This window comes from uncultured Xanthomonas sp., from assembly GCF_964278005.1.
Lineage (GTDB): Bacteria > Pseudomonadota > Gammaproteobacteria > Xanthomonadales > Xanthomonadaceae > Xanthomonas_A > Xanthomonas_A sontii.
In genome coordinates, this window is the sequence record NZ_CAXYKF010000006.1 from 597952 (window position 1) to 618601 (window position 20650).

Below are 20650 nucleotides of genomic sequence, written 5' to 3' on the forward strand. Positions count from 1 at the left end.
ATGAAGGCGTCCCCGGGGCGGGGGACGGGGTTCATCGGCCTGGCGGGGCGGGGTTTCGATCCGGGTGTGCGCGCCGCGGCCGCCGCCGCGCGGGCGCGGACCCTCAGCGCAGCGCGTCGACGTGGGCGACGCTGCCCTCGCGCAGGGCCTGCAGGTCGTAGCCGCCTTCCAGCAGGGACACCACCCGGCCGCGCGCGTGCCGCTGCGCGACTGCGCGCAGTTCGGCGGTGATCCAGCCGAAGTCCTCGGTCTCCAGCATCAGGTCGGCCAGCGGGTCGCGCATGTGCGCGTCGAAGCCGGCCGAGATCAGCAGCAGCTGTGGCTTGAACGCGTCCAGCAGCGGCAGCATCTGGTCGGCCCAGGTGTTGCGGAAGCGGAAACCGCCGCTGCCCGGTGGCAGCAATGCGTTGTGCAGGTTGCCGACGCCGCGGTCGTGGACCCCGCCGGTGTGCGGGAACAGCCCGGACTGGTGGGTGCTGAGGTACTGCACCTTCGGCTCGCGCTCGAAGATCGCCTGGGTGCCGTTGCCGTGATGCACGTCGAAATCGACGATGGCGATCCGCTCCAGGCCGTGCGTGTCGCGGGCGTGGGCGGCGGCCACGGCCACGTTGTTGAACAGGCAGAAGCCCATCGCGGTGTCGGCGGTGGCGTGATGGCCGGGCGGGCGTACCGCGCAGAAGGCGGTGTCGCTGACGCCGTGCATCACCGCATCCACGGCGGCGATGCCGGCGCCGGCGGCGCGCAGTGCGGCCGCGCGCGAGCCGGGCGAGAGGACCGTGTCCACGTCGAGCATCTGCGGGCCGTCGAGGTCGGCCAGAACGCGATCGATCAGCTCGCGCTCATGGACCCGGGCCAGGTCGCCGAGCTTGGCCAGCGGCGCCTCGCGCCATTCCAGCGCGGGAAAGGCCTCGCGCAGCGCGGTGGTCACCGCCTCCAGGCGCTGGGGCCGTTCCGGGTGTTCCGGTCCGGGCGCGTGGCCCAGGCAGGCAGGATGGGTATAGATCAGCATGCGCGGCCGCGGCCCGGGCGTGGCTCAGGCCTGGCGCCGGTCGTGGCGCCACAGCACTTCGCCGTGGCCGTCGGCCCGCGCCAGCACCCGCGCCAGCACGAACAGCAGGTCGGACAGGCGGTTGAGGTAGCGCACCGCTTCCGGGCGCACCGCGTCCTGCCGCGACAGCGCCACCGTCTCGCGCTCGGCGCGGCGCACGATGGTGCGGGCCAGGTGGCAGCGCGCCGCCGCCTCGCCGCCGGCGGGCAGGATGAAGTCCTGCAGCGGCGGCAGGGTGTCGTTGTAGCGGTCCAGGTGCCGTTCCAGCGCATCGATGTCGGCGGCATGGATGGCCGCGTGGCCGGGGATGCACAGCTCGCCGCCGAGATCGAACAACTGGTGCTGGATCGCGGTCAGCAGGTGCCGCACGTCCTCGGCCAGCGGGCAGGCCAGGACCACGCCGATCGCCGAGTTGGCCTCGTCCACGGTGCCGTAGGCTGCGACCCGCGCCGAGTCCTTGCCGACCCGGTTGCCGTCGCCCAGGCCGGTGCTGCCGTCGTCGCCGGTGCGGGTGTAGATCTTGGAGAGGCGGTTGCCCATCCCGGTCAGTGACCGACCGGCTGGCCGCGCTGGCCCAGCCGCGCCAGTTGCTCGACGCCGACCTGGATCGCCGCGGCCAGCGCCACGTAGAGGCTGGCGCTGCCCAGGTAGGGCAGCAGCCAGTCGCTGTAGTTCTGCCACCAGCCGGCCAGGGTCGGGTTCGGCACGCTGCGGCTGACCCAGTAGAAGCTGCCCTGCGCCAGCAGGTGGCACAGCGCCACCGCCACCAGCAGGCTGGCGGCGGCCAGGCCCAGGGCGCGCCAGTCGGCACCGTGGTAGCGCCGCGCCAGCCAGGCGCCACCGGCCCACAGCACGAAATAGGCCGGGATCAGGCACCAGTAGGCCGGCGACACGCAGTAGTGCTGCCAGAAATCCAGGCCCTGGCTGCGGATGACCAGGTAGTCGACCAGCACCGCCAGCGCCATCAGCAGCGGGAACGCCCAGCGCGTCCAGCTGCGCAGGTAGAAGCCGCCGACGAAGAACACCGCCCACGACGCGTCCGGGATCGCCCCGAAGTGGTTGATGCGGGTCGCGGCCAGCAGCGCGGTCAACAGCAGCAGGGCGGGGAGGCGGTGGGCGGAAGGCGTCATGACGGCGGGCACCGGGGCACGTAAGACCCCGGATTCTACTGGAAGCGTGGCGCGCGCGAGCGCCGTGCGCCGCTGCCGCCACGGTGCGCAAGCTGGGCGGTGGCGCTCACCGGCCAGACGGGTGCCGGTCGTATCATGGCCGGATGAGCAAACGACATGACGTAGTGATCGTCGGCGGCGGCCTGGTCGGCGCCAGCCTGGCCATCGCCCTGGACCGGCTGGGGGTGGACGTGGGCCTGGTCGAGGCCGCGCCGCCGGGCGCGTTGCCGCCGGTATTCGACCAGCGCAACCTCAGCTTCGCTGCCGCCACGGTGAACGCGCTGAGCGCGCTTGGGGTGATGCAGCGGCTGCGCACGCCGACCGGCCCGATCCGCCGCATCCACGTCAGCCGCGCCGGCGATTTCGGCCGGGTGCGGCTGGAAGCCGCCGACTACGGGCGCGAGGCTTTCGGCCAGGTGGTCGTCGCGCGCGACTTCGGCGAGGCGCTGGAGGCCAGCCTGGCGGCGACGCGGCAGCTGACCCGCTACCGCCCGGCGCAGTTCGTGGCGCTGGAGCCCGACGCCGAGAATGGAGAGCGCCGGGTGCGGATCCTGCGCGACGGCAGCGAGCAGGTCCTGCACGCGCGCCTGCTGGTCGGTGCCGACGGCAGCGCCAGCGCGGTGCGCGAGGCCTTGGGCATCGCCGCAACGCGCCACGATTTCCAGCAGACCCTGTTCGTGGCGCGGGTGCGCGGCAGCCGCCAGCCCGACGGCACCGCCTACGAGCGCTTCCGCGACGACGGCCCGACTGCCTTGTTGCCGCGCGGCGACCGCCATTACGGCGCGATCCACGCGGTGGCCGCCGAGGACGCCGACGCGGTGGCGGCGCTGGACGAGGGCGCCTGGCTGCAGCGGCTGCAGGACGCGCTGGGCTGGCGCGTCGGCCGCCTGCTCGGTAGCGGCGAGCGCAGTGCCTATCCGATCGTGCAGGTGCTGGCCGAGCGGCTGGCCGATGCGCGCGCGGTGCTGCTGGGCAATGCCGCGCAGACCTTGCACCCGCTGGGCGCGCAAGGCTTCAACCTGGGCCTGCGCGATGCGCTGACCCTGGCCGAACTGATCGAGCGCGACGGCACCGACCCGGGCGCGCCGGCGCTGCTGCAGCAGTACGCGCAGCGCCGCGAGCAGGATCGCCAGCGCACGGTGACGTTCTCCGGCGGGCTGGCGCGGCTGACCGCCAATCCGACCCCGCTGCTGCGCCCGCTGCGCAGCCTGGGCCTGCTGGCGGCGGCGCAGGCCGCGCCGCTGCAGTCGTTCCTGGTCGGCGGCGCGATGGGCTTCCGCGGCGATGTGCCGCAGCTGTGCCGGGAGACGCGCGCATGAGCCGGCGCGGTGTGCTGGATGTGGTAGTGGTGGGCGGCGGCGTGGTCGGCGCGGCCTGCGCGCTGGCCCTGGCCGGCGAAGGCCTGGCGGTGGCGCTGGTCGAGGGCCGCGAGCCGCCGCGCTGGTCGGCCGACACGCCGGACCTGCGCGTCTACGCCTTCGCCCCGGACAATGCGGCGCTGCTGCAGGGCCTGGGCGTGTGGCCGCAGGTCGTCGCCAACCGCGCCAGCGCGTACCGGCGCATGCGCGTGTGGGATGCCGGCGGCGGTGGCGAGCTGGCCTTCGACGCGGACACCCTGGGCCGCGACCAACTCGGCTGGATCGTCGAACACAATCTATTGGTCGAACAGCTGTGGGCGGCGCTGCCGGCGGCCGGCGTGCAGGTGCATTGCCCGGCACGGGTGGAGGCGCTGGAGCCATCGGCCGAGCGTGCGCGCCTGCGCCTGGACGACGGCAGCCGCCTGGACGCGCGTCTGGCGATCGCCGCCGACGGCGCCGAGTCCACGGTGCGCGGCCTGGCCGGGCTGGACGCGCCGGCGCATGACTACGGCCAGCGCGGCGTGGTCGCCTTCGTGCAGACCGAACAGCCGCACCAGGACACGGCCTGGCAGCGTTTCCTGCCGGGCGGCCCCCTGGCGTTTCTGCCGTTCGCCGACGGCCGCAGCTCGATCGTGTGGACCTTGCCCGAGGCCGAGGCGGCGCGGGTGCTGGCGCTGGACGATGCGGCGTTCGGCGCCGAACTGACCCAGGCCTTCGGCGCCCGCCTGGGTGCGGTGCGCGCGCTGTCGCCGCGGCTGGGCTTCCCGCTGCGCCGGCAACTGGTGGAGGCCTACCAGCGCGGTCGTCTGCTGGTGCTGGGCGATGCCGCGCACGTGGTGCACCCGCTGGCCGGGCAGGGCGTCAACCTGGGCCTGCGCGACGTCGCCGCGCTGGCGACACTGGTGCAGCAGGCGCAGGCGCAGCGCGTGGACTGGGCGGCGCCGCAGCGGTTGGCGCGCTGGGCGCGTGGCCGCCGTAGCGACAACACCGTCGCCGCCTACGGCTTCGATGCGATCAACCGGCTGTTCTCCAACGACGAGCTGCACCTCACCCTGCTGCGCGGCCCGCTGCTGGGCCTGGCCGGCAAGCTGCCGCTGTTGATGCACGGTTTCTGGAAGCGCGCTTCCGGCGTGTGAGCGCACGTTCCGGCCGGACGCGGCGGCCGCAGATTCGACCACGCGCGGCGAGCGGCGCCCGTACCCTCATCCGCTCCTTCGGGGGCACCTTCTCCCGGAGGGAGAAGGAAGAGCCAGCTTCGGCTGGTTTGCTTGAGCCCCTCTCCCCTCGGGAGAGGGGGTGGGGTGAGGGGAGGGCGCGAAGCGCAGCACGCAGGCCGCGTCCCTGCCATGGAGGATGACGATGCAAGACGCGACACAGAACGTGGATCTTTTGATTTCCCACAGCCAACTGCAACTGCGCGCCCGCGCCTTCGACGAGGCCGCCTGCCGCTGGGGGCCGCGCAACCTGGAGCAGGGGGTGATCCTGCATCGCGACTACGTGGTGTTCGATCCGTTGCCCGAGGACGCGTTCGGCGCGCAGGTGCACCTGGTGCTGGCCGAGGCGTTCGCGCCCGATCCGCGTGCGCAGCGGCGCATGCAGGTGCCGTTCCGGGTGGATCCGGATGCGCGGGTGCAGGTGGCGTCCGCCGCCGAGGCCTTCGATGTGACGCTGGCGCTGCAGCCTGGTGACTACGCGCTGTACTACGAAGTCTGCGAAGGCGACGACGAGGTGGATTACCGGCTCACCCTGGTGCCGGCTGCGCAGTCGGTCGCGGCGCGCTATCTGCTGGACGATCCCTGGGGCGGGGTGCGGGATGCGCCGCTGCAGGAGGGACTGCTGTAGCTGTCGTCAGCGCGGTGAGCGAGGCCGAGCGGCGGGGTGGCGTGGTGGAAGACACGCGCTGCGAGGAGATCGGGTCGATGCAGCGGCGATGGCGGCGTCAGTGTGGGTGATGCGGTTGCGCGATGCTGTGGCGCTCGCGTTGCCGGTGTCTGCGGTGTTGTCGCTTCAGAAAACAATCGCGCCGCATGCGGCGGGAAGGCCGCAGGCGGCGCGCGTGGTGGAGAGGGTGCGGGTCAGTCTACGCGTGAGTCGCGTCACGTCGACATCCAGCCTTCCAGGTCGGCCTTGCTCAGGCGGCCGTGGTGATGCACGTCGACGGCATCGAACTCGGCGTACAGCGTCGGGTCGGCTTTGGCTTCGGCGCGGCTGATGTAGCCGTCATGGTTGCGGTCGAGCTTGGCGAAGTCGATGTGGTAGTCGCCGACGATCGAGTTGGGTTCGACCGAGGTGACATTGATGATCTGGCCGTTCTGGTGCAGGGTCACTTCGTCCGGCGCCGACTGCGCCATGGCCAGCGCCGGCGCGGCAAGCAGCGCGAACGCGAACGGAACGAGACGAGGAACGATGCGGTTCATGGCACGACTCCTGTTGCTGGGAAGGAGTCAAGAACATAGGCCTGGCCGAATTAATCGACACTAAAAAAATCGGGCGTTCGCATCTGCACGTCGGCGCTGTTTAGCAAGCGTTTCCAATATGCCTTGGGCCGCGACCGACGGCGTCCCGGCGTCCTTCACGGCGGCGCCGGGACGCATGTCGCTGCGGCTACAGCCAGCCGGCGAGCTGCGCGCGGCTGAGGCGACCGCTGCGGGTGGTGTCCAGCGCGTCGAACTCGTCGGCCAGCGACGGATTGGCCTGCGCTTCGCTGCGGCTGATGTAGCCGTCGCGGTCGGTGTCCAGCGCCTCGAAGTCGATGCGGTAGCTGCCGGCCACACGGTCCGGCTGGATGCTGCGCACGGTCACCTGCGCTTCGCCGGGCGTGGCCGGCAACTGCACCTGGTGAGTGACCACGCCATTGCTGAGCGGCTGCGCGCGCACGTTGACCGGCACGTCGCGCAGCGGCTCGGTGGTGGCGCTGGAGGCAGTGTTGAGATTCTGCGCCGCGGCCGGCGCGACGCAGGCGCACAGGCAGCAGAGCAGGGCGAGGGAACGGCAGGACATGGACACAACGGACTCCAGTATGGCGATGGATGGCGGCCCCGGCTCAGCCGGGGATGAACGGAAACGCGAGCTTCAACAGGCCCTTCAGCCCGCCCTCGGCGGTGCTGGCGACGGCCTTGGCGCCGAGGCTGTTGAGCGCGCGGCGCACGTCCTCCCAGCGTAGCTTGCTCACGTCCTTCTTCAATAGATCGGCGACCTCCTCGGCGGTGGGCGCCAGCTTCTGCAGTTCGTGCGTCACCTTCTCCGGCTCCGGTTGCAGGTAGCCCCAGCGCTCGGCGATCTTCAGCAGCGTGTCGAAGCGCACCGCCATCACGTCGCGGTTGCGCTCGTACACGGGCATGGCGCCGACGTCGACGATGGCCTGTTCGAAGCGTTGCTGGTCGTCGGGATGCTCGATGCGGATCGCCAGGAAGCCGTCCTTCTTGCTGCGCTCGCTGACATGCTTTGCCCCGGCGCGCAGGTTGTCCTCGGTCAGCACCGTGGCGACGATGCGCTGCAGCGCCGCCTCGTTGTCCTCCGGCACCAGCGCACGCCAGCGCGCATAGCCGTCGCGGCGCAGGCCCTTGACCTTGGCCGGGGTCACCCGCAGGCGCATCGCCACTGCGTTGTTGGAATCGCTGCGCGAGATCGCGCCGTCGCGTTCCAGCAACACGAAGATCAGCAGTTCCAGGTCGCGCTTGGTCAGCGACTGGAAGCCCTGCAGCAGGGTCAGGCGCAGGAATTCGTCGGCGAAGCCGGCCGGGTTGTTCAGTTCGATCGGCTGCATGTGCGCGGCCCTCCAGTCAGTGCAGCCAGGATGCCAGGGGACCATTGCGCGGGCTGAGACGCCGCTGCGATACGCATCCCATCAGCGTCCGTGCTCGCGGCCGGGGCGGTCGCTGCGGAAGGTTTCGATCGCGCCACGGTCCTGCAGGGTCACGTCGACATCGCGCCCGTCGGCGCCGCCGAAGGCCAGGTTGGTGGGCTTGCGGCCCTTGGTCGCGACCTCGTGCAGCAGCGTGCCGTCGGGCGCCAGCACGATCACCTTGCCGGCGTCGTAGCGGGCCACGTACAGGTTGCCGTCGACGTCGCAGCGCATGCCGTCCAGGCCGGCGTCGGTGAAGCTGGCGAACAGCCGCTTGTTGGAGACGGCGCCGTCGGCCGCACGGTCGTAGACCCAGATCCGCCGCTGCACGCTCTCGTTGACGTACAAGCGCTTGCCGTCGGGGCTGACCTCGATGCCGTTGGTGGTGCCCATGCCGGTCTCGAGCAGATGCGCGCTGCGGTCGCGGTCGATGCGCCACAGCTGGCCGCCGTCGTGCTTCCAGTCCGGGTCGCTGGCGTACAGGGTGCCGTCCGGCGCCATCGCGATGTCGTTGGGCTGGAACGCGCCCGGCAGCGTGGCGTAGACCTCGATGCGCTTGCTCGGCAAGGCGATGCGCAGGATGCGGTGCCGGCCGTAGTCGGCCACGTACATGCGTCCGCGGCGGTCGAAGCGGATGCCGTTGCCGATGCTGCCGTCGGGCAGATCCACGAACAGGCTGGCCTGCGCGCGGCCGGCGGCATCGCGCCGGACCCGGCCGATGCTGCCGTCGTGGGCGAAGTTGACCACGTACAGCGCACCATCAGGGCCGGTCGCAGGCCCTTCGATCTTGTCGGTGAACATGCCATCGCCGACCAGGTCGCGGGCGCGGAACAGGGGCTCCTGCGCGCCGGCCGGGGCAGCCAGCAGCAGGGCGAGGGCGGCGAGCAGCGGTCGGCAGCGCATCGGGTCTCCGGACGGCGGGGGAGGCGGCAGTGTGCCAGAGGCCCCGGCGCGTCGCGCGATGGCGCTCACAGTGGCGATGCCGCGCAAGCGGTTAGGGTGGGCAACCCTCCCGGTCGGAGTTGCGCATGCTGCCGTCCTCGCCGAATCGCCGCCGCCTGCTGCTGGCCGGCCTGTCCGCCGGTGCCGCCGGCCTGCTGGGAACGCCCGCCTGGGCCGCCGCGTCGGCGCGACGCCGCAAGCCGCTGGGCGTGGCCCTGGTCGGCCTGGGCGAGTACGCCAGCAGCCGTCTGGCTCCGGGTCTCGCCCTGACCAAGCACTGTCGCCTGGCCGGCATCGTCACCGGCTCGCCGAAGAAGATCCCGCAGTGGCAGGCGCGCTACCGCATCCCGGATCGCAACGTCTACAGCTACGACGAGCTGGAACGCATCGCCGACAACCCGGACATCGACGTGGTCTACGTGGTCACGCCGACGCATCTGCATGCGCCGCTGAGCCTCCGCGCCGCGGCCGCCGGCAAGCACGTGTGGTGCGAGAAGCCGATGGCGCTGCACGCCGAGCAGGCGCAGGCGATGATCGAGGCCTGCGCACGCAACAAGGTGCGGCTGAGCATCGGCTACCGCATGCAGCACGAGCCCAACACCCGGCGCGTCATCGCCCTGGCCGGCGCGCGTCCGTTCGGGGCGATGCGCCGAGTGCGCGCCGAGGCGGGCTACGCCGGCTATGGCGACACCGACCCGGCGCAGCGGCCGTGGCGGCTGCGCGCGGAGTATGGCGGCGGCGCCATGTACGACATGGGCGTGTATCCGCTCAACGCGGCGCGCTACACGGTCGGCGCCGAGCCGCTGGCAGTCAGCGCGCGGCGTTCCACCGATCGGCCCGCGCTGTTCGACGAGGTCGACGAGCACATGCACTTCACCCTGGAGTTTCCGCATGGGATCACCGCGAGCTGCGCGGCCAGCTTCGGCCGCACCATGAACCTGCTGCGCGCCGAGTGCGCGAAGGGTTGGTACGAACTGGCGCCGTTCCAGGCCTACGACGGCGTGCGCGGCCGGGCCAGCGATGGCCGCCTGTTCGACGCGCGGGTGCACCACCAGCAGGCGCTGCAGATGGACGAGGATGCGCTGGCGATCCTGCAGGGCACGCCGCTGCGCGTGCCCGGCGAAGAAGGCTTGCGCGATATCCGCATCGTCGAGGCCATCCAGCGTTCGGCGCGGGAGGACGGGGCGCGGATCGCGCTGTAGCGGTGGCGGCGCCAATGCGCTTGTCACAGGAGCGGCTTCAGCCGCGATGGCTTTCCCGGGAAACCCATCGCGGCCGAGCCGCTGCTACGAAACACCGGATGTGGACGCGCGACCGCTCAGCCCGGGATCGCCAGCACCGTGATCTCTTCGCGGTCGTGGTAGAGCTGTTTGGCGCGCAGCTGCAGCGGGCGCTCGGCACGCTCGGCGAACAGGTCCAGGCACAGCCGGGTCTCGTCCCAGCGCTTCTTCATCGGCAGCTTCAAGTTGAAGATCGCGTGCCGGCACCAGCCCTCGCGGAACCAGGTGGCCATGCGCTCGGCGACGCGGCGCGGTTGCTCGACCATGTCGCAGACCATCCAGTCCAGCGGCTGCGGCGGTTTCCAGTGGAAGCCGTCGGCGCGCAGGTGGTCGACCAGGCCGCTGTCGAGCACATGCTGGCGCAGCGGGCCGTTGTCCACGCTGGTCACGTGCAGGTGCTGGCGGGTCAGCACCCAGGTCCAGCCGCCGGGGGCGGCGCCGAGGTCGGCCGCGCGCATGCTCGGGCGCAGCAGCGTCTCGCGCTCGTGCGGGGTCAGCAGCGCCAGCAGCGCTTCTTCCAGTTTCAGGGCCGACCGCGAGGGCGCCTCCGGCAGCAGCTTGAGGCGCGGGATGCCCAGCGGCCACGGCGCGCTGTCCTCGCTGTCGGCCACCGCCAGCAGGGCGTGGGTGCCGGTCACGAAGCACACGTGCAGGCGCGGCAGCCGCGGCTGCGGCTTGTCGCTGAGCAGGCCGGCCTTGCGCAGCGCCGGGCGCAGCGCGTTGCCGAAGCTGCGCGCCAGGCCCGACAGCGGCTTGCCGGCGTCCGAGTCCGGATGTTCGACCCACAGGTCGCCGAAGCGCGGTTGTCCGGCAAGCGCCTGCAGGATCGGCGCGATGCGGTCGTTGGCCGGCAGCTCGCGCAGGTCGGCCAGCAACTGCAGCTTCTGCCGGGCGAAGATCAGCCCGCGCCAGGGCAGCGCCTGCGCCGGCACCGCGGTGTCGCTGAGCAGCAGCGCGTAGCCGCTGTTGCGCTCGGTGCGCGCGTAGGCGGCCAGCCCGGCCTCGCCGGCGCGGGCGTTGAGCTCGGCCGCCAGTTCGGGTTCGAAGCCGGGCCGGCAGTAGCACAGCAGGCCATGGACCAGCGGGCCGTTCTCGAAGGACATGGGCAAGCCTTCCGGCGGGATCAGTAGCGGGGGCTGTCGAGTTCGCCGTAGCGGCGCAGCACCGCGCAGGCAGCGTCGCGGTGCAGGCCGCGCACCACCTCGATGCCGCGGCGTTGCAACTCGCCGACCCAGTCCGCCGGCAGCGGGCCTTCGTCGAACGGGGTCAGCGCCATCACGTCCTCGGCGCTGGCACCGATCAGCAGGCGGTCGATGCCGGCCCAGATGGTGGCGCCGTAGCACTGGCAGCACGGCTGCGAGGACGTGGCCAGGGTCACCGGCGACAGCACCGCGTTCAGCCGCGGGGTCTGCAGGCGCTGCTGGGCCAGCATGTAGGCCATGTTCTCGGCATGCGCCAGCGAGGTGGTCTGCGGTACCACGCGATTCACGCCGACGGCGATGATGCGGTGGTCCGGGCCGAACACCGCCGCGCCGAATGGGCCGCCGCTGCCGGCATCCACGTTCAGCCGCGACAGTTCCACCGCCAGCGCGACCTTGTCGGCGTCGCTGGCGTAGACGGCCTGCGGATCGACCGCGTCGTGGATCCAGGCGGGCAGGGTGAGGTGGACTTGCGCGTAGAGCATCAGCGGACGGGTTCGGCAGGCTGGGGGGCGCGCAGTGTATCGGCTTGCGCGGGGCGCGCGCTGCATTGCCCGGCCACGCACGAGCAGCCGGCGATCGCGCGCGAGCCGCACACGCTCATGCGCCCGCTGGCCTGGCACTGCGCCATCACGCCCTGCGGATCGGTAGGGCTGTCGCGGTTGACGCAGGCCGGCATCGCGCCGCAGCAGTTGCCGACGTTCTTGACGGTGCAGTCGGCATCGGTGCGGCAACTGGTGTCGACCTTGATCGGCAGGCCCGGTGCGGATGCCGTGGGTGCCGGCGCCGGCTCCGACGGCTTGGCGGTCTCGCTGCGCGCGCAGGCGCTGGACAGCAGCATGCCGGCGATCAGGCACAGGGAACACAGCAACGACGCGAAATGACGGGGCATGGCGATCTTCCGTGCGGTGGAGTGCGGCCATGGTAGCAACCCCCGCGCCGCCGCCGGTTCAGCGGCGCACGACCGTCAACGTGTCCGCGTTCTCCTGCGCGATCCGCAACGCCGTGCCGTCCAGCGCCTGGTGCAGCGCCTGGCGGATGCTGACCTGTCCCTTCACCGCGTTGACCGGCAGCGAGGCGAGGCCTGGATCGCGGTACACGACCATGCAGCCGGTGGCGTGGGCCAGTTGCTGCGACACCTCATCGAAGCGCCCGGCCGGCAGGTCGTAAGCGTGGTCGGGGACGGTGTCGCACTTGCCGGTTGCCGCCGGTGCGCTGGCGTTGGCGGCCGGGTTCGGCGCCGCGCCGGATGGCGCGTTGGAGGCATGGCAGCCAGCCAGTGCGGCGACTAGGACGAGAGCGGGACAGCAACGGCGCAGGACGGTGTGCATGGCGCGATTCCCGTTGGAGGACCTGCGCAAGTCTAGGCAGCGCCGCTTAACCGGGCTTGGCTTCGCGCACGGCGGGTTGCGGCCGCGCATGCACCAGGGTGCACCACAGCACGCCGCCGAGCAGGCAGGCGATCGCCAGCAGTTCCAGCGCGGTCGGCCAGCGCTGTTCCCACAGGAAGCCGTACAGCAGCGCGAATACGGTCTCGAACACGATCATCTGCCCGACCAGGGTCAGCGGCAGCAACCGGCTGGCGTGGTTCCAGCAGGCGTTGCCGATGACCGAGGCGAACAGCGCCAGCACCAGCGACATGCCCCAGAAGCGCATCCAGTCGGCGCCGGCATGGGCCGTGCCTGACAGGGCGAACGCCGGCAGCGCCAGGGTCAGGGCCAGCGCGCCGGTGACCACGCCGGTCAGCAGCGACCAGTCGCGGCCGGACAGGTCCGGGCGCCGCCGCAGCCAGCGCGCGTTCTTGATCGAGTAGGCGGTCCAGCACGCCAGCGCGCCGACCGCACAGGCCAGTCCCGCCGCACGCAGGCCGAGGCTGGCGGGAATGTGCGGCCGCGCCACGGCCAGGGTCTGCACCGCGACCAGCGCCACCCCGAGCACGCACAGCGCGCAGGGCGCGGCGAGCCGGCGCAGGCGGACCGCGCCGGCCGCGCGCGAGCCGATCACCGTGACCGCCGCCGGCAACAGGCCGATGATCAGCGCGGTGGCGGCGCCGCCGGCCCACTGCACCGCACTGCCCAGCAGCACGTAGTAGACGATGTTGCCGAGCAGGCTCAGGCGCAGCAGCGCCCACCATTCGGGCGCGCCCAGCGGCGCGGTGGCGGTGCGCCAGTGCGGCAGCAGCACCACGGCAGCGATGGCGCCATAGGCCAGGTAGCGCGAGATGGCCAGTTGCAGCGGCGAAAAGGCGCTCAGCAGTTGCGGCGCCAGGAACACCAGGCCCCACAGCGCGCCCGCGACCATGCCGCTGCCGACCCCTGCCCATAGACGTTCGCGCATGCGGTTCGTTTCCGTATCGGCCGTGTCAGCCGTGACGGCTCAGCATGCCGGCGCCTGCGGCGGCCGGCTTGTCCCAGACTCCTGTCCTGGCGCCGGACGATGACGGCGACGGTAGGCGGCCGGCGTCTGTCCGGTGCTGCGCTTGAGCGCGCGGGTCAGCGCGCTCTGGTCGGCATAGCCGCTGTCCTGGGCCAGGGCGGCGATCGGCCGGCTGCCATAAGCCAGTTGCCGGCGCACCCAGTCCAGCCGCCGTGCCGCCACCCAGTCCTGCGGCGTGCGCCCGAATGCGGCGCGGAACAGCGCGTGCAGGCGACTCGGACTCAGGTGCGCCAGCAGCGCCATGCGCCGCACCGGCCAGTCCTGGCCGGGCGCGGCCTCGATGCGCCGGCACAGCGCCTGCAGCCGCTGCCAGCCGCGCGGCGCGGTGTCCGCCTGCAGCCAGGCCAGCACGGCGGCGCCGGCTCGTGCATGGGCGGCAGTGAGGTCCGGATGCGGTGTCTGGTCGGCGAGCAGATCCTGCAGCGGCGGCGGCAGGTCGAGGAACGGCCGTCGCCGCAGGCGCTCCAGCGCGTCGTCGCCGAAGGCATCGGCGCGGCAATCGACGATCAGGAAGCGGTTGGCATCCAGCGCGGACTGCGCATGCCGGGTCTGCGGCGCGACCACCGCGGCGCGGAAACGGTCCAGATAGCCGCCGCGGCCGTCCACCTCCAGTTCCATCGAGCCGTGCAACGGCAGCACCAACTGCACGTGGTCGTGCTGATGGGCGGCGCCGTCGCGGCCGTAGCTGCGCAGGCTGAAGGACGAGGCGGGGGACATGCCCGTTACGCTAGCGCGCGGGCGGTGGCGGGGGAAGGGCGGGGATTGGGGATTGGGGATTGGGGATTTTTCGCGAGTGCACGGTATGTGCGGCGCCTCTGGCGACAAAAAGCCACTCCGCGACTCCACGGTGGGTGCGGCTTCAGCCCCGACAGGCGTTATCGGTAAAGCCCGTCGGGGCTGAAGCCCCTCCCACAGTGCAATCGCAACCGCCCAGCACTTGCGGAAAATTTCGGGTCCCGATTTGCGGGGTTCCGAATCCCCAATCCCAAGTCCCCAATCCCGGCTTTTTAGCCCCCGCTTCAGCGCGATGCCTCACCAATAAAACAACGCTAACGCTAGCCCTGCAGGAAGCGGCCGCGCATGCAGCCATCCTGTGGGAGGGACTTCAGTCCCGACGCGATAGCGCCGAACGACGCGGCAGATGTTCGGGCACACGGTCTGCGGCCGATGCGCTGCCTTCCTCCAGGACATCGCCGTCGCTGGAGGCATCGCACACGCGCTTGGTCAGCCGCCCTGGCCGCCGCTCCAGGTATCGCGCAGGGTCACGCTGCGGTTGAATACCGGCGCGTCGGCGCGGTGGTCGTAGCGGTCGGCGACGAAATAGCCGGTGCGCTCGAACTGGAACGCCTGCTCCGGCGCGGCCTGGGCGGCGGCGGGTTCGACGTAGCCGCGCACGCTGCGCTTGGAGTCGGGGTTGAGGTGGTCGCGGTAGGTCTTGCCGTCGGACTCGTCGTCGGGCTTTTCCACCGAGAACAGGCGGTCGTACAGGCGGATCTCGGCCTCGACCGCGTGCGCGGCGCTGACCCAGTGGATGGTGCCCTTGACCTTGCGGTTGGCGCCTTCCATGCCCGGGCGCGATTCCGGGTCAAGCCAGCCGCGCAGTTCCACGATCTCGCCGGCGTCGTTCTTGATCACTTCGTCGACGCGGGCGATGCCGGCGCCGCGCAGGCGCACTTCGCCGCCCGGCACCAGCCGCTTCCAGCCCTTGGGCGGGACTTCGGCGAAGTCCTCGCGCTCGATCCACAGTTCGCGCGAGAACGGCACTTCGCGCGTGCCGAAGCTGTCGTCCTTGGGGTGATTGGAAAAGGTCAACGTCTCGCTGTGGCCCTCGGGCAGGTTGCTCAGCACCAGCTTCAGCGGCTCGATCACCGCCATGCGCCGCGCGGCGTGCGCGTCCAGGTCTTCGCGCAGGCAGCCTTCCAGTACCGAGAAATCGATCACCGAGTTCTGCTTGCTGATGCCTACCCGGTCGACCAGCAGGCGCAGTGCGGCCGGCGTGTAGCCGCGGCGGCGCAGGCCCTGCAGGGTGTACATGCGCGGGTCGTCCCAGCCATCGACCAAGCCCTCGGCGACGAGCTGGGTCAGCTTGCGCTTGCTCATCACCGTGTAGTTGATGTTGAGCCGCGAGAACTCGATCTGCCGCGGCTTGGCCGCCTCGCGCGGCAGGCCCTTGTCCAGCAGCGGCTGCAGCAGTTCGGGGTGGCCGGCCAGATCGACCTTGTCCACGCACCAGTCGTACAGCGGGCGGTGGTCCTCGAACTCCAGCGTGCACAGCGAGTGGGTGATGCCTTCCACCGCATCGCCCAGGGAATGCGCGAAGTCGTACATCGGGTAGATCGGCCAGGCGTTGCCGGTGTTCTGGTGCTCGACGTGCTTGATCCGATACAGCGCCGGGTCGCGCAGGTTGATGTTGCCGCTGCTCATGTCGATCTTGGCGCGCAGGGTGCGCGCGCCGTCCGGGAACTCGCCGGCGCGCATGCGTCGGAACAGGTCCAGGTTCTCCTCGACGCTGCGGGTACGGTACGGCGAGTCGCGGCCCGGCTCGGTGAGGGTGCCGCGGTACTCGCGCACCTGCTCGGCGGAGAGGTCGCAGACGAAGGCGTGGCCGTCGCGGATCAGCTTCTCGGCGGCCAGGTAGTACACCTCGAAATAGTCCGAGGCGTGGCGCAGCTCGGCCCAGTCGAAGCCCAGCCAGCGCACGTCGTCCTGGATCGCGGCGACGAATTCGGGATCTTCCTTGGCCGGATTGGTGTCGTCGAAGCGCAGGTTGCAGCGCCCGCCGAACTCGGCGGCGATGCCGAAGTCCAGGCAGATCGCCTTGGCGTGGCCGATGTGCAGGTAGCCATTGGGCTCGGGCGGGAAGCGGGTGCGGATGGCCGTGTGCTTGCCGCTGGCCAGGTCCTCGCGGACGATCTGGCGGATGAAGTCTTTCTTCTCGGCCGGGGCGGAGGCGTCGGTGGCGGGGGTGTCGGACATGCGCGTCAGCGAGTAAGTAAAGCGCAAGTTTAGCCGAGCTGGCCGGCGGCCGCCCCGGCGCGTAGGCTGAGGCTTGGCCCAGCTGCGAGATCCCGCCATGTCCTTGTCCTGCTTCGTCGTCGGCGATCTGCTCCAGCCCACGTGGCCGCAGCGCGCCTGCAGCGCCCACCCCGCCGACGGCGGCGCCCGCGGCTGAGGGGCCGGCCATGCAGATCGCCTACCGCGCCCAGCACCTGATCGATGCGCACCTGGCCAAGCACGCGCTGGAGGACGCCGGCATCACCGCCTTCGTGTTCGGCGAGGCCCTGCTCGGCGGCGCCGGCGAACTGCCGTTCGGCGTGGTCCATGTCTGCGTGGCCGACGAACTGCTGGAAAAGGCCCAGGAAGTGCTGATGACGCTGGGCCTGGGCGGGCAGGTGACGCGGGCGATGTAGGAGAGGCCGGGACCCGGGACCCGGGACCGGGGGGGCTGAGGCGAGCGCGAGCGTGGCGAGTTGCGGCAGGAGGACTGCCGGTGAGGACGTTCTTTGCCGTTTTTACCGCAGATCGCGATTTACGCTTTTCCGGGTCCCGGGTCCCGGGTCCCGTCACTCCGCCCGCCACCCCGGGGGCACGGCATCCGCCACGGCCAGCGCACGCAGGCGCTTGAACAGCACCACGGTCTCGGCCACGTTCCAGACCCGCAGGGCGACTTCGAAGGTGTCCAGCGGCTTGGTCAGGAAATCCTTGGCGCCCAGGCCGAGGGCGCGGTGGCGGGCGCTGCGGCTGGGGTCGGCGGTGAGCACGATCACCGGCAGGAAGCTGGACGGGCCGGCCAGGCGCGCCATTTGTTCCAGGATCGCGTAGCCGTCCAGCTCCGGCATCATCAGGTCGAGCAGGATCAGGTCCGGCGCGAACGCCGCGACCAGGCCCAGCACCCGTTGCGGGTCGGTGGTCGCCACCACCTGGCGGAAGCCTTCGCGCTGCAGCAGTTCTTCCAGCAGGCGCACGTTGGCCGGTTCGTCGTCGACGATCAGGATGCGGGCGGCGAGGACATCGTTGCGGGTCATGCGAGGTGTCGGTCCAGAACGGAGAAGAAGTCGGCCACGTCCAGCGGCTTGGTCAGGTAGGCACGCACGGGCTCGCCCTGCACGCGGGCCAGCGTGGTCGCGGTGGCATCGGCGCTGATCACCACCACCGGGATCGCCGCGGTGTGCGGCTGCGCGCGCAGCGCCTGCAGCAGGTCCTCGCCGTTGCCGTCGCTCAGGTGCAGGTCGAGCAGGATCAGGTCGGGCGTGGCCTGCTGCAGATGCGCGTGCGCCTGCGCCAGGCTGGCGGCCTCGTGCAGGCGCCAGTGCGGGCGGCGCTCGACCAGGGTGCGGATCAGCGCCTGGTTGGACGGGTTGTCTTCCACGCTCAGCAACTGGCGATGTCCCCCGCCCGCCGTCGTTGTCGCCACCGCCAGGTCCGGCAGCGCCGCTGCCTGCGGCTGGTCCAGCGGCAGCGCGATCGTGAACCGCGATCCGTCCGCGCCGCTGTCCACGGCGATGCGCCCGCCCATCGCCTCGGTCAGGCGCTTGCTCAGCGCCAGGCCCAGACCGGTGCCCTCGATCGCCGAGCGCTCGGCGCCGAGCCGCTCGAACGGCGTGAACAAGCGTTCCACCTGCGCCGGCGTCAGGCCGTGGCCCTGGTCGTGCACGGTCAGGGCCAGGGACTGGCCTTCGGGCACGGCGCTCACCCACACCGCGCCACCGGGACGGTTGAACTTGATTGCGTTGGACAGCAGGTTGATCAGCACCTGGCGCAGCCGCTGCGGGTCGGCGCGTACGGTCCACTCCGGCGGCAACTGCGGCGGCCGCAGCACGATGCCGCGCGCCTGCGCCTCCGGTGCGACCAGGCCCAGCGCCTCTTCCAGTGCGGCATGCACCGGCACCGGGCGCGGGCTCAGGTCGAGCTGGTCGGCCTCGATGCGGGCGATGTCCAGCAGTTCGGTGATCAGTCCCAGCAGGTGTCGGCCGGCGCCGAGGATGTGCTGCAGGTGGTCGCGCTGCGCCGCGCCCGGCAGGTCCATCTCCAGCACCTGCGCATAGCCGAGGATGGCGTTGAGCGGGGTGCGCAGTTCGTGGCTGCTGCGCGAGAGGAATTCGGTCTTGGCGCGGTTGGCGCTCTCGGCCTCGCGGCGCGCCGACTGCGCTTCCTCGGCGCGCGCGGCGAGCAGGGTGCTGGCCTGCTGCAGGCGCTGCGCGACCTGGCCCAGTTCGTCGCCGGCCGGCGGCTGCGGCGCCAGCGGCCGGCCGTCGCCGAGGCGGTCGGCATTGGCCGAGAGCTGGCGCAGGCGCCGCGACAGCGACGAGGCGAACCAGGCCACCGCGAGCACCGCGCCGAGCCCGCCCAGCATCGCCGCGCACAGGGTGATCAGCAGGTTGCGCTGGCGCAGCGCCTGCGCCTTGGCGGTACGCACCTGCAACTGCGCGGTCTCGTAGTTGCGCAGCTCGCGCAGTTCCGCGCGCAGGATGTCGAGGGTGACCTTGCCCTCGCGCAGCTGGCGGATCTCTTCCTCGCGGCTCAGGTCCGGCGCCAGCAGCCGCCGCCAGCCCTGCATCTTCTCCTCGAACAGCGGCTGGATGCGGGCGAAGCGCTGCGCCTGGCGCGGGTCGGTGATGCGTTGCGACAGGCGCTGCACCACGGTCTTCAGCCTCGGCTCGGCATCGCGGTACGGGGTCAGGAACGCGTCCTGGCGCACCAGCCGGTAGCCGCGCACGCCGGCGGCGGTCTCGGCCAGCAGCGCATGCGCCTCGTGCAGGTCGCTGAGCAGCTGCAGGGTGCGGCGCACGTCGTTCTCGGCGGCGATGTTCTGCCGCTCCACGCTGTAGATCGCCACCAGCGCCGCCACCAGCAGCAACAGCGGCAACGCCACCAGCGCCAGGCTCTTGCGGGTCAGCGGCCAGTCGTTCCAGCGCCGCGCCAGCGCCCTCACAGCGCCACCCCGGCCTGCACCGCGACCACCGCGGCCTGGGTGCGGTCGGCCACCTGCAGCTTGTGCAGGATGCGCTCGACGTGGACCTTGGCGGTGCCGGCGCTGATGCCGAGTTCGGCGCCGAGCGCGGCATTGGTGAGGCCGCGCGAGAGCAGCGCCAGCACCTGCCGCTCGCGCGCGCTGAGCACGGCCAGGCGGTCGGCATGCGCCGGTTTGCGTCGCCGCGGCGCACGCGGCGGTTCGGCCGCCAGCGGCGCCAGCAGCGCGGCGATCGCGGACAAGGCCTGCACGTCTTCCGGCGCCGGGATGGTGCGGGCGTCCCAGCCCAGGCACAGCGTGCCCAGCGGCACGCCCAGCGCGGCGATCGGCAGGCACAGTTCGCCCGCCTCGTTGGCGGCATGGCCGCGCAGGCGCCAGGCCTGCGCCGGCGCCTCGACGGCGACGCTGGCGCCCGGCGGCAACGCATCGCCCTGGCTGGCCAGTACCAGGCAGCGGGCGCCCCGCACCGCCAGCACCGCGGCGTGCGGGGCCGCGACCAGGGCGCTGGCAGATACCAGTACGTGCGCAGCGGCCTGCGCGGCATCGCCGGCCTCGCGCAGCGCCGCCGCGGCGGCGGCCACCGCCTGCCAGCGCGCCGCGTCGGCAGCGTCGCGGCGCAGTGCCTCACGCCACTGGCCTGCATTGGAGGGAGGGTGCACGGGCGCGTCTCCGATATGCCGAACGGCATATTCGAGGATATGCCGCCCGGCGGATGTTGCGCAAGCCGCCGCTGCCGATACTCGCTTCGCCCCGAGACGGCATCCCCTCAGCACACGGAGACTTCCCATGCGTCGCATCCTGTTCGCCCTGGCACTGGGCCTGACCACCACCTCCACCGCGCTGGCCGTGCCGGCGATGCATTACGACGGTACGCCGGCGACACCGGCCAGCAGCGCCGAACGCGAGATCGCCGGCCTGTTCGACCGCTGGAACGCGGCGCTGGCCACCGGCAATCCGCAGCGCGTGGCCGACCTGTACGCTCGCGACGGCGTGCTGCTGCCCACCGTGTCCAACCAGGTCCGCGCCAGCCGCGCCGAGATCGAGGACTACTTCAGCCACTTCCTCGCCGCCAAGCCGCGCGGCGCCATCAACTACCGCCAGGTGCGGCTGCTCGACGACGACAGCGCGGTCGACGCCGGCGTCTACACCTTCACCCTGAACAATCCCGACGGCAGCACCCGCCAGGTGCAGGCGCGCTACACCTTCGTCTACGAAAAGCGCGACGGGCGCTGGCTGATCATCAACCACCACAGCTCGGCGATGCCGGAACCGGTCGCCGCCGCGACGGCCAGCACCGCAACGAAGTGAACGTCGCGCCTGTCACCGCCGCCGCGGTGGTCGTGCGCACTTGAAAGCGGGCTCCGGCAGCGCCATCCACCTGACATCGCCGTCGCTGCCAGGAG

Annotated in this window: 23 protein-coding genes; 6 read left to right on the forward strand and 17 right to left on the reverse strand. The window is 71.7% G+C overall.

The window, feature by feature from the left end; all coding sequences use genetic code 11:
- Positions 1 to 103 precede the first annotated feature (103 nt).
- From ACHWVH_RS04980 to ACHWVH_RS04990, 3 genes are read right to left on the reverse strand one after another with little or no spacing between them, the layout of a single operon-like run.
- Entirely contained in the window at positions 104 to 1009 is a 906-nt protein-coding gene (locus tag ACHWVH_RS04980; RefSeq protein WP_267100011.1) for a histone deacetylase family protein, read from the reverse strand.
- A 24-nt stretch (positions 1010 to 1033) separates the two neighbouring features.
- Complete coding sequence (locus tag ACHWVH_RS04985; protein WP_017913876.1) at positions 1034 to 1588, reverse strand: cob(I)yrinic acid a,c-diamide adenosyltransferase; 555 nt, start codon at positions 1586 to 1588, stop codon at positions 1034 to 1036.
- A gap of 5 nt (positions 1589 to 1593) precedes the next feature.
- On the reverse strand, positions 1594 to 2178 hold the full coding sequence (locus ACHWVH_RS04990; RefSeq protein WP_295923335.1) for a hypothetical protein: 585 nt from the start codon (positions 2176 to 2178) through the stop codon (positions 1594 to 1596).
- A gap of 143 nt (positions 2179 to 2321) precedes the next feature.
- On the opposite strand from ACHWVH_RS04990, the gene ubiH reads away from it, so the two are divergent.
- From ubiH to comJ, 3 genes are all read left to right on the forward strand, one after another.
- Positions 2322 to 3536, forward strand: a complete 1215-nt coding sequence (gene ubiH, locus ACHWVH_RS04995; protein ID WP_394686774.1) for a 2-octaprenyl-6-methoxyphenyl hydroxylase — start codon at positions 2322 to 2324, stop codon at positions 3534 to 3536.
- The gene (locus tag ACHWVH_RS05000) at positions 3533 to 4711 is read left to right on the forward strand and encodes a UbiH/UbiF family hydroxylase (protein ID WP_394686775.1); all 1179 of its coding nucleotides are present in this window, start codon (positions 3533 to 3535) and stop codon (positions 4709 to 4711) included. The genes ubiH and ACHWVH_RS05000 overlap by 4 nt, the downstream gene beginning before the upstream one ends.
- Positions 4712 to 4934: 223 nt before the next feature.
- Positions 4935 to 5417 (forward strand): competence protein ComJ, encoded by a 483-nt coding sequence (gene comJ / locus ACHWVH_RS05005; protein WP_394686776.1) that lies wholly within the window; start codon positions 4935 to 4937, stop codon positions 5415 to 5417.
- A gap of 254 nt (positions 5418 to 5671) precedes the next feature.
- Here comJ and ACHWVH_RS05010 read toward each other — a convergent pair whose 3' ends face one another.
- From ACHWVH_RS05010 to ACHWVH_RS05025, 4 genes are all read right to left on the reverse strand, one after another.
- Entirely contained in the window at positions 5672 to 5992 is a 321-nt protein-coding gene (locus ACHWVH_RS05010) for a hypothetical protein (RefSeq protein WP_010340011.1), read from the reverse strand.
- 187 nt (positions 5993 to 6179) lie between these two features.
- Positions 6180 to 6575 (reverse strand): EF-hand domain-containing protein, encoded by a 396-nt coding sequence (locus ACHWVH_RS05015; RefSeq protein ID WP_394686777.1) that lies wholly within the window; start codon positions 6573 to 6575, stop codon positions 6180 to 6182.
- A gap of 43 nt (positions 6576 to 6618) precedes the next feature.
- Positions 6619 to 7341: a hypothetical protein gene (locus ACHWVH_RS05020; protein WP_017907756.1), complete on the reverse strand. Its 723-nt coding sequence runs from the start codon at positions 7339 to 7341 to the stop codon at positions 6619 to 6621.
- An 81-nt stretch (positions 7342 to 7422) separates the two neighbouring features.
- Positions 7423 to 8322: an SMP-30/gluconolactonase/LRE family protein gene (locus ACHWVH_RS05025; protein WP_394686778.1), complete on the reverse strand. Its 900-nt coding sequence runs from the start codon at positions 8320 to 8322 to the stop codon at positions 7423 to 7425.
- Positions 8323 to 8447: 125 nt separating this feature from the next.
- Here ACHWVH_RS05025 and ACHWVH_RS05030 point away from each other — a divergent pair, with 125 nt between their 5' ends.
- Positions 8448 to 9563 carry a Gfo/Idh/MocA family protein gene (locus tag ACHWVH_RS05030; RefSeq protein WP_394686779.1) on the forward strand — a complete coding sequence of 372 codons (1116 nt, stop codon included), beginning with the start codon at positions 8448 to 8450 and terminating at the stop codon, positions 9561 to 9563.
- Between the two features lie 116 nt (positions 9564 to 9679).
- On the opposite strand, the gene rlmM is transcribed toward ACHWVH_RS05030, so the two are convergent.
- The 7 genes from rlmM to ACHWVH_RS05065 all read right to left on the reverse strand — a co-directional run bounded on the left by rlmM (position 9680) and on the right by ACHWVH_RS05065 (position 16252).
- Positions 9680 to 10744, reverse strand: coding sequence for a 23S rRNA (cytidine(2498)-2'-O)-methyltransferase RlmM (rlmM, locus tag ACHWVH_RS05035; protein ID WP_394686780.1), 1065 nt, complete (start codon positions 10742 to 10744; stop codon positions 9680 to 9682).
- 20 nt (positions 10745 to 10764) lie between these two features.
- Positions 10765 to 11325 carry a nucleoside deaminase gene (locus tag ACHWVH_RS05040; RefSeq protein ID WP_010340017.1) on the reverse strand — a complete coding sequence of 187 codons (561 nt, stop codon included), beginning with the start codon at positions 11323 to 11325 and terminating at the stop codon, positions 10765 to 10767.
- Complete coding sequence (locus ACHWVH_RS05045) at positions 11325 to 11732, reverse strand: hypothetical protein (RefSeq protein WP_267103538.1); 408 nt, start codon at positions 11730 to 11732, stop codon at positions 11325 to 11327. Before ACHWVH_RS05045 ends, ACHWVH_RS05040 begins: the two co-directional genes overlap by 1 nt.
- A 58-nt stretch (positions 11733 to 11790) precedes the next feature.
- Positions 11791 to 12171, reverse strand: a complete 381-nt coding sequence (locus ACHWVH_RS05050; RefSeq protein WP_152235587.1) for an STN domain-containing protein — start codon at positions 12169 to 12171, stop codon at positions 11791 to 11793.
- 46 nt (positions 12172 to 12217) lie between these two features.
- On the reverse strand, positions 12218 to 13177 hold the full coding sequence (locus ACHWVH_RS05055; RefSeq protein ID WP_394686781.1) for a DMT family transporter: 960 nt from the start codon (positions 13175 to 13177) through the stop codon (positions 12218 to 12220).
- Between the two features lie 39 nt (positions 13178 to 13216).
- Positions 13217 to 13993 carry a helix-turn-helix domain-containing protein gene (locus ACHWVH_RS05060; protein ID WP_394686782.1) on the reverse strand — a complete coding sequence of 259 codons (777 nt, stop codon included), beginning with the start codon at positions 13991 to 13993 and terminating at the stop codon, positions 13217 to 13219.
- 507 nt (positions 13994 to 14500) lie between these two features.
- Positions 14501 to 16252, reverse strand: a complete 1752-nt coding sequence (locus tag ACHWVH_RS05065; protein ID WP_152243394.1) for a glutamine--tRNA ligase/YqeY domain fusion protein — start codon at positions 16250 to 16252, stop codon at positions 14501 to 14503.
- A gap of 206 nt (positions 16253 to 16458) precedes the next feature.
- Between ACHWVH_RS05065 and ACHWVH_RS05070 the strand changes: the two genes are divergently transcribed.
- The gene (locus tag ACHWVH_RS05070) at positions 16459 to 16686 is read left to right on the forward strand and encodes a DUF2007 domain-containing protein (RefSeq protein ID WP_295907683.1); all 228 of its coding nucleotides are present in this window, start codon (positions 16459 to 16461) and stop codon (positions 16684 to 16686) included.
- 153 nt (positions 16687 to 16839) lie between these two features.
- On the opposite strand, the gene ACHWVH_RS05075 is transcribed toward ACHWVH_RS05070, so the two are convergent.
- Genes ACHWVH_RS05075 through ACHWVH_RS05085 form a run of 3 tightly spaced genes read right to left on the reverse strand, consistent with a single transcriptional unit; the run spans position 16840 to position 19906 of the window.
- Positions 16840 to 17301, reverse strand: coding sequence for a response regulator (locus tag ACHWVH_RS05075; RefSeq protein ID WP_394686783.1), 462 nt, complete (start codon positions 17299 to 17301; stop codon positions 16840 to 16842).
- Positions 17298 to 19208 carry an ATP-binding protein gene (locus ACHWVH_RS05080; RefSeq protein ID WP_394686784.1) on the reverse strand — a complete coding sequence of 637 codons (1911 nt, stop codon included), beginning with the start codon at positions 19206 to 19208 and terminating at the stop codon, positions 17298 to 17300. The genes ACHWVH_RS05075 and ACHWVH_RS05080 overlap by 4 nt, the downstream gene beginning before the upstream one ends.
- The gene (locus ACHWVH_RS05085; RefSeq protein WP_295923361.1) at positions 19205 to 19906 is read right to left on the reverse strand and encodes a helix-turn-helix transcriptional regulator; all 702 of its coding nucleotides are present in this window, start codon (positions 19904 to 19906) and stop codon (positions 19205 to 19207) included. The genes ACHWVH_RS05080 and ACHWVH_RS05085 overlap by 4 nt, the downstream gene beginning before the upstream one ends.
- Positions 19907 to 20033: 127 nt before the next feature.
- Between ACHWVH_RS05085 and ACHWVH_RS05090 the strand changes: the two genes are divergently transcribed.
- Complete coding sequence (locus ACHWVH_RS05090; protein ID WP_394686785.1) at positions 20034 to 20555, forward strand: SgcJ/EcaC family oxidoreductase; 522 nt, start codon at positions 20034 to 20036, stop codon at positions 20553 to 20555.
- Positions 20556 to 20650: the final 95 nt, after the last annotated feature.